Genomic DNA, 6,898 nt, shown 5'->3' on the forward strand with positions numbered 1-6,898 from the left:
ATAATCACCCATACTGGCCGTTTCTATCTGAGATCCAATTAGGAAACAAAGCCAAGTTAAGAAGGACTTTTGCAACAGTGACTGTTGATAAACTTACCTTGCGCGTAAGAAGTGCCTTATTGGTGCGTGCGAAATGTCTTATTTTCGGGTGGCTATGAGATGGTTGGTGCTATTTTTAGTATATAATACAAAAGCTTATAATAAATCCATCATATGCTTATATTTGACGGCATGTTTCCTGTAGGCGATTATATGGAAAATTTCTGTCATTGGTTATCTGTTAATGTCATACAAAAAACTGTTAGTCGTATTAGCTTTTTTATGTTTACCCCTGCCATCCTTAAGTAAGGATCTTATACCTAATAATGAGATAAAGCCTTTAGAAAATGGTGAGTTACTTAAAGTTGGGGTGATGAATGGATTCAATGAAATAGAATTGGATTCCTTAGAGGAAATTTTCAATAAAATTGGATTAGATGTAGAATATGTAATTTTTGATGAAATTAATAGTTTAAAGAATAATTTAAATCATAAGAAAGTTGATCTGGCGTTATACTTTAAAAGAACAGGAACTCTAGATGATAAATCATTATATTCAGTCCCAATCTTAAAAAAAAGTGTGGCATATTGGTCTATTTCAACCTCAGAAGTTAAAAAAAATGGCCTATGGGCCTGCGTTGTGGGAACTATATACTGTAACATTTTAGAGTCAGAAAATATTCAAAATTTCCAAAAGTATATTAGTATAGATAGTGCTATGAAAAGCGTTTCATCAAAAGAAATAGATGCTGTACTAGCAAGTTATGTTACATTGAGTAAGTTTTTAAATAACTCCGATGAATTAAGTGGAAATCTACAATCACCAGATTGGGGAGGGAGTGTAAATTTGACGCTTTTTTCAAAGAAGGACAACGTCAGATTAACAAAAATTGTTGATGAAGTAGTAGGGAATTTAAGGTCAGATCGGGAAGTTTCCATTAACGATAACAACAACTATTATTACACTTTAGAAGTAAACAATAACAAATACAAAACTCGTAGTGATCATGTCATTAAGTATTCATTTGATGATGATGTATTCCCTCTTCTTTTTCGTAATCAAAGCGGCAATTTAACTGGTTATTTATATGATATATTAAAATTAATAGAAAGTAGAACTGAACTAGAGTTTAAGTACATTGCTAATGATAATGGTAAAAGTCTTGTTGAAATGCTTACTTTGGGGGATATAAATCTAATACCGTTTACTTTAAGTACCAGTGATTACTTTGGGTTGGCTAGTTCTACAAATCCGGTCATTTCATTTCGTTATTATGCATTATCTTTAGCAAAAAGTGTGTCAATTACTAGCGTGTTAGAAGGTGTTTTACTTGCACAAGGTAAAGAAAAGCTAGGAATAAAGACGCAAGTTTTTGGTGAGAGTGTTTTACTTTTTTCTAATCCTAAATCTATCTTACGAGCACTTGAGTCTGGTGAGATAAAAAAAGCTTACATAAGAGAGGACCTCGTCGACATAATTGCTTCGTCTGATGCGACAGATGATTATATCGTTGATAGGAAAGATTATAGAAGTGTGGATGCAACAATGGCCGTTTCAAATGACAATAAATTATTGTTAGAATTATTGAATAGTGCATTTAAAACATGGGATTCTAATGAGATAAACAAAATAAAGAACTCTTATGACCCCTTTAACGTTGTTTACGGAGTTGATTATAAACATTTCATCAGGATTATTGCAATATTATTTATATTGATAGCGGTAGCTGGTGTGTTAATATATTTAAGGCAGAAGAATTTAAATCTTCAATTTATAATAAAAGAAAATGATGCGAAAAATTTCGAATTAGAAAAAAACTTCCTTCAATGTGTTATTACTCAATTCCCGTCTCAAGTGTTCATATACGATGACACAGACACATTATTACTTTCTAGTTGTAAGGAGTTTCAGAGTGGACGTTGCGATAGTTGCCTTATACGTTCTACTAGCGACTCTAACGAATTTTTACAGACGAAGGAAAATAGAAGGGACGTGTTGAATAACGGTAATACTATAAATTATACTTTAGATGTAAATAACTGTGCTATGAAAATGGAAACCGTTGAATATATTTGTATGCGCATAAAAGCTAATAACAAAAACTATGTATTATCAATAATTACTGATATCACCGAAAAAAAACTCCAAGAAAGAGAATTAATAACCGCCAAAGGAAAAGCAGAAAAGGCGATATCAATACGAGATAAATTTTTAGCTTCAATGAGCCATGAGTTGAGAACTCCAATTGCAGGTATGGTTGGTCTATTGGAGATGTTGTCAAACCGAATTTCAGATGAAGAAAGTCGAGTGTTACTATCAAATGTTTCCACTTCAGCTCGCCAACTTAACGTTCTAGTTAACGATATACTTGACTTCTCAAAAATAGACGCTGGTCAATTAAAATTAGAGCCTAGGGAATGCCATATTTTACGTGAAACTGGAGAGGTTGTAAGGTTACATTTAGCTGCAGCTCGTGAAAAAGGTTTAACATTAAAATATAACTTTTCACCGACTCCTATTAATATCATATCTATTGATTCACTTCGATATGCACAGATCCTTAATAATCTCTTGTCTAATGCTATCAAATTTACTGATAAAGGAAGTGTATTAGTTGATGTTTCTATTGATAATGATAAGATTTTCATTTCTATAGCAGATAGCGGCTGTGGAATGTCGCATGATAAGCAAAAAATCATATTTAGTCCATTCGTACAAGCTGATAACTCAATTGCAAGAAAATATGGTGGGACTGGCTTAGGGTTAACTATTGTTTCAGAATTAACAAGTCTGATGAAAGGAACTTTAAAAGTTTCAAGTTTGGAAGGGGTCGGGACAAAAGTAGATTTGGAATTAAGTCATGAATTTGTCTCATATTATGGGGAATTATTATCTGGATATTATATTCACTATAAGAGCAATTTCGAAATTATTTCAGAATGGCTCTCTGTTTGGGGTTGTAATGAGAATATATTAAATCCAATTAACAAAGTCCTAATCAGTGATATGGATAATGTATCATTAAGCAAAGAGTTTGATTGTACCATTTTACTTGATTCGGAAAAGGTAGCATTTAAAGAAACTATAGGTACAAAGACAAATTTGAGTATCAAGCCATTTTTCCCTGATTTACTTTTAGATACTATTTTACAAGTTGCTAAACCTAACAAAGAAAAAATTATACAGACTAAGAGATCACTTAGTATCCCTGTTCTTGTAGCTGAAGATAATCCAATAAACCAGATTGTTATTATAAATCAATTACGAAATTTAGGGATAGAAGCAGAATTAGTAACAAACGGAAAAGAAGCTCTAGATGCTTTGATGACAAAGCCTAATTACTATCGTTTGTTGATAACTGACTGTCATATGCCCATCATGGACGGTTTTGAGTTAGTGAGGAATGTTAGGGAAATGACTCCTGATTCTCATTTTCTGAAAATTATCGGTTGTACTGCCGAAGATTCTAGAGTTGTACATGACACCGCAAATTTGGTCGGTTTTGATAAAGTATTATATAAGCCTTACGGGATTGAAAAATTATCAAGAATTATCAATGACTTAATTCCAGATGACCACTGGTTAGATCATGTTCCTGAATCAGACGTCGAGCAAATGAGAAGCTTATTTATATCTACCATGACTGATGATTTAATAGAGTTGAAGAAAGAAAATAGAGATAACCTTAAAAGGATCGCGCATAAAATTAAAGGAGGAGCTTCTATATTGGGTATCGAATCAATCGTTTTATTAGCTCAAGAGCTCGAAGATGGAATTCATAGTCCTAAAAATAAAGTTATTCCAACATTAATAGAAGATTTAATTAATGATGTAAATAATCATATATATAGTGCCAAACACTATATACGGGGGAGTAAATGAAAATTTTATTATTGGATGACAACCCTTTAGAGACAGAAATAATAAAGTCCAAACTTAATCAATACGATTTTTATGAGATATTATGTTTTAATCATGCGAGTTTGGCTTATGAATACTTAAGGCATAATTTTGTGGATTTGGTCATAATTGATCTTGATATGCCTGAGGAAGATGGTTTACTTGTATTATCCAAACTTAGTGCAATTAACTTTGAGCAACCTTTGTGTATATTAAGTGGTTTGGGAGAAGATATTATAATCTTGGCAGAGAAAGTCGCTAGATTATATGGTTTAAACATTATATGTTCTAATGTTAAACCAATCAATGATATTGCATTGAAAAAGGTAGTTGAATGTGCGGCTAAATTAAAATCAAAGGTTGATTCAAATGATTTTGTCTCAAATATCTCATCATATTCATTAAAAGAGATCATGAGCGGAATTGAACGTGATGAGCTTATTGTCCATTATCAACCTCAATATAGTTTTAACTCAAAAGAACTGGTTTCTTTTGAAGCTTTAATTCGTTGGGATCATTCTAGTGATGGATTGTTATATCCAAAATCTTTTATGCCAATGCTAGAAAAAAGCGGTAATACAAGAGTTATTTTTAATGCTTTGTTTAATTTGGTAACCTCAAAAATTGCCAAATATCCAAGTGAATTAAAATTTTCGATAAATATATCATCCAAAGACTTATCTGATGAGACGTTTGTGGGGTACATATTGGATATATTAGACTCAAAAAAATTGTCTCCTGATCGATTCACATTTGAAATAACTGAAAATATAGCTTATGAGCTTGAACCTATAATGTTACAAAATATCACTAGATTAAAAATTAACGGATTTGGACTATCTATTGATGATTTTGGTATTGGTCATTCCAATTTGATAAATTTGGTTGAAATACCATTTACAGAGTTGAAAATAGATAGAAGGTTTGTAAAAAATTACTTGCTCTGTCTAAAGCATAAGCATGCATTAGAGTTATCTGTAAGTTTAGCTAAGAAACTAGGGTTGATTGTTGTAGCTGAAGGTATTGAAGTTTACGAGGAATACAGTGCGATGAAAAACCTAGGTGTTGATATATGCCAAGGGTATTTAACTGGAAAACCTGATTTTATAGAGAATATACTTAACTTTAGATAGCATTGTTACACTAAAACAACTTTTTCTATCGACAAGGTTAGGTGATATTATTGGAAATAGAATCTCGATTATATAAGTTCATTACATTTTAGATACATGACGTTTTCGCTCCAAAGAGGCGTTGTTGCTTAAATCAGTTGAACCTTTTCCAAGATCTGCGATCTTATCCTTTGTGATGATTAGAACGGTGATGACATGGGTAAAGCGGAAAAGAAGATAACTAACTGGGCGGAATACAATAAGGCTCTGTGCAAGCGTGGTAGAGGTTTCCAGTATTCTGATACCGCGATTGAAACTGCCTTGATGATTAAGGGAATTTTCTCTCTTCCATTACGTGCTCTTTAAGGCTTTATCGATTCTATCTTTGAGTTATTGGATGTTCCACGGACTACACCTGTATCAGCAAACGCTCGAAGACAGTTCAGGTCAAATATCGCAATCGTATTGATAACCCAACGGTGGAACAAGCCTTTGTTTTTGTTGCCGCTTTACGTACAGCTTCATCAACAAGTGTGACTATTTTAAGCCGTTCTGAGATAGGAATCAGTCTTCCTCGTTGGTTTCCCTGAGGGCATTGAACTTTTCCCACAAAACCAGTAGCGCAGCCGTTTCAGCAAGTGCTTTCTCTTTACGTGCCAACTCCCTCTCCAACGCTTTTACCTTTCTGCGTTCCTCACGTAACTGCTTATTTTCTTTGTGTGATATTGAAGTCGATGTTGTGCTCAGCGCCTTGATAGATAGTGCTCGCCAGGCTTTAACGTCATCGACAAATAACCCTTTAGACCTACAGTATTCAGCTAACTCGCGTTCAGACATTGTTGCAGTTTCAATCACTATGAAAAATCTCTGCTCCGCTGAATAATCAGTAGTAGTATTTTCTAACGGCGACTCTGTAGACAATAGGCCGCTTTCAGCAAGTTCATTTCTCCACTTAGATATCACGGAAGGACTCACTTCTAATTCTTTAGCAATTCTTCGATGAGACCAATTATACGGTGGTAATAACCAAGTTTGACCTTTCATTTTCACATCAATTGGAACTGGATTAGCTGGTATAGTTATCTCCCTAAAAATCTAGGCGACAACTATGCTGGCACAGAGAGGAAATGACTGATCGTAATGCTCCGAAATATGTATCATATCAGCGACGGTTCGCGCTCATGCTGATCCGTTACTGGCCTTATGTACTTCTCGAATTAAGCTGCGGAGTTTGGCTTTTTCAGGACTAATGACATCAGGCCGCTTTCGCCAGTACTTATAACTACTACGATGAACATTGAACACATCACACAACGTTTTACGCTATAGCACTTCCTGAGTTTCTCGATTATTGAGAACTGTTCAGAGAGTCCGACATCAAGAGAGCTGTTGCACTTTTTAATATTTTGTTTTGCTCTTAAAGGCGAGCTAGTTTCTTTTTCAACTCACGAACCCACGTATCCATTGTGGATTTACCAACGTTCATAGCTTGAGCTGCTGAAACAACAGTATAGTTTTGGTCGAGCGTGAGTTGCGCAGCCTCTACCTTAAATTCAGCACTAAATATTCTTCTTTACGTTTTGTCATTGTGTTACCTATTAACTTATGAGGTGATGATATTACCTCTAATTAGGTGGCTAAATTTACTATGCCACTACATCCATGTTCGTTAAATTGTCCGCATTACACTTTTAGTAGCCGAAGAACCAAGCAAGTTGAGATTTCATTTAAGACAAAAACGAGAGGGGCGATGCAACACTTAGCCATTGATGCGACTGGTCTTAAGGTTATGGCGAAGGTGAATGGAAAGTAAAAAACACGGGACAGATAGTAGGAGTAGTGTCTC

At 34.3% G+C, this 6,898-nt stretch carries 3 protein-coding genes and 3 pseudogenes; 4 read left to right on the forward strand and 2 right to left on the reverse strand.

Annotated elements, in window-relative coordinates; all coding sequences use genetic code 11:
- Window positions 1-283: 283 nt before the first annotated feature.
- The 3 genes and pseudogenes from ACED45_RS23455 to ACED45_RS23465 form a co-directional block, all read left to right on the forward strand.
- Window positions 284-3,922 carry an ATP-binding protein gene (locus ACED45_RS23455; RefSeq protein ID WP_371715153.1) on the forward strand — a complete coding sequence of 1,213 codons (3,639 nt, stop codon included), beginning with the start codon at window positions 284-286 and terminating at the stop codon, window positions 3,920-3,922.
- Complete coding sequence (locus ACED45_RS23460; RefSeq protein ID WP_371715154.1) at window positions 3,919-5,073, forward strand: EAL domain-containing response regulator; 1,155 nt, start codon at window positions 3,919-3,921, stop codon at window positions 5,071-5,073. Before ACED45_RS23455 ends, ACED45_RS23460 begins: the two co-directional genes overlap by 4 nt.
- A 195-nt stretch (window positions 5,074-5,268) precedes the next feature.
- Window positions 5,269-5,516 (forward strand): annotated as a pseudogene (locus ACED45_RS23465) (transposase); the annotation flags it as partial.
- A gap of 100 nt (window positions 5,517-5,616) precedes the next feature.
- Here the strand turns inward: ACED45_RS23465 and ACED45_RS23470 are convergent.
- Both ACED45_RS23470 and ACED45_RS23475 read right to left on the reverse strand, forming a co-directional pair.
- Window positions 5,617-6,096 carry a hypothetical protein gene (locus ACED45_RS23470; RefSeq protein ID WP_371715155.1) on the reverse strand — a complete coding sequence of 160 codons (480 nt, stop codon included), beginning with the start codon at window positions 6,094-6,096 and terminating at the stop codon, window positions 5,617-5,619.
- 138 nt (window positions 6,097-6,234) lie between these two features.
- Window positions 6,235-6,639: pseudogene (locus ACED45_RS23475) on the reverse strand (transposase); the annotation flags it as partial.
- A gap of 82 nt (window positions 6,640-6,721) precedes the next feature.
- On the opposite strand from ACED45_RS23475, the pseudogene ACED45_RS23480 reads away from it, so the two are divergent.
- A pseudogene (locus tag ACED45_RS23480) lies at window positions 6,722-6,898 on the forward strand (transposase); the annotation flags it as partial.

This window comes from Vibrio crassostreae, from assembly GCF_041439375.1.
Lineage (GTDB): Bacteria > Pseudomonadota > Gammaproteobacteria > Enterobacterales > Vibrionaceae > Vibrio > Vibrio crassostreae_D.

What these genes read in the sequence shown, in the direction of transcription:
- ACED45_RS23470 (WP_371715155.1), bottom strand. Translation starts at nt 6,096, where the DNA reads ATGAAAGGTCAAACTTGGTTATTACCACCGTATAATTGGTCTCATCGA.
- ACED45_RS23460 (WP_371715154.1), top strand. Translation starts at nt 3,919, where the DNA reads ATGAAAATTTTATTATTGGATGACAACCCTTTAGAGACAGAAATAATA.
- ACED45_RS23455 (WP_371715153.1), top strand. Translation starts at nt 284, where the DNA reads ATGTCATACAAAAAACTGTTAGTCGTATTAGCTTTTTTATGTTTACCC.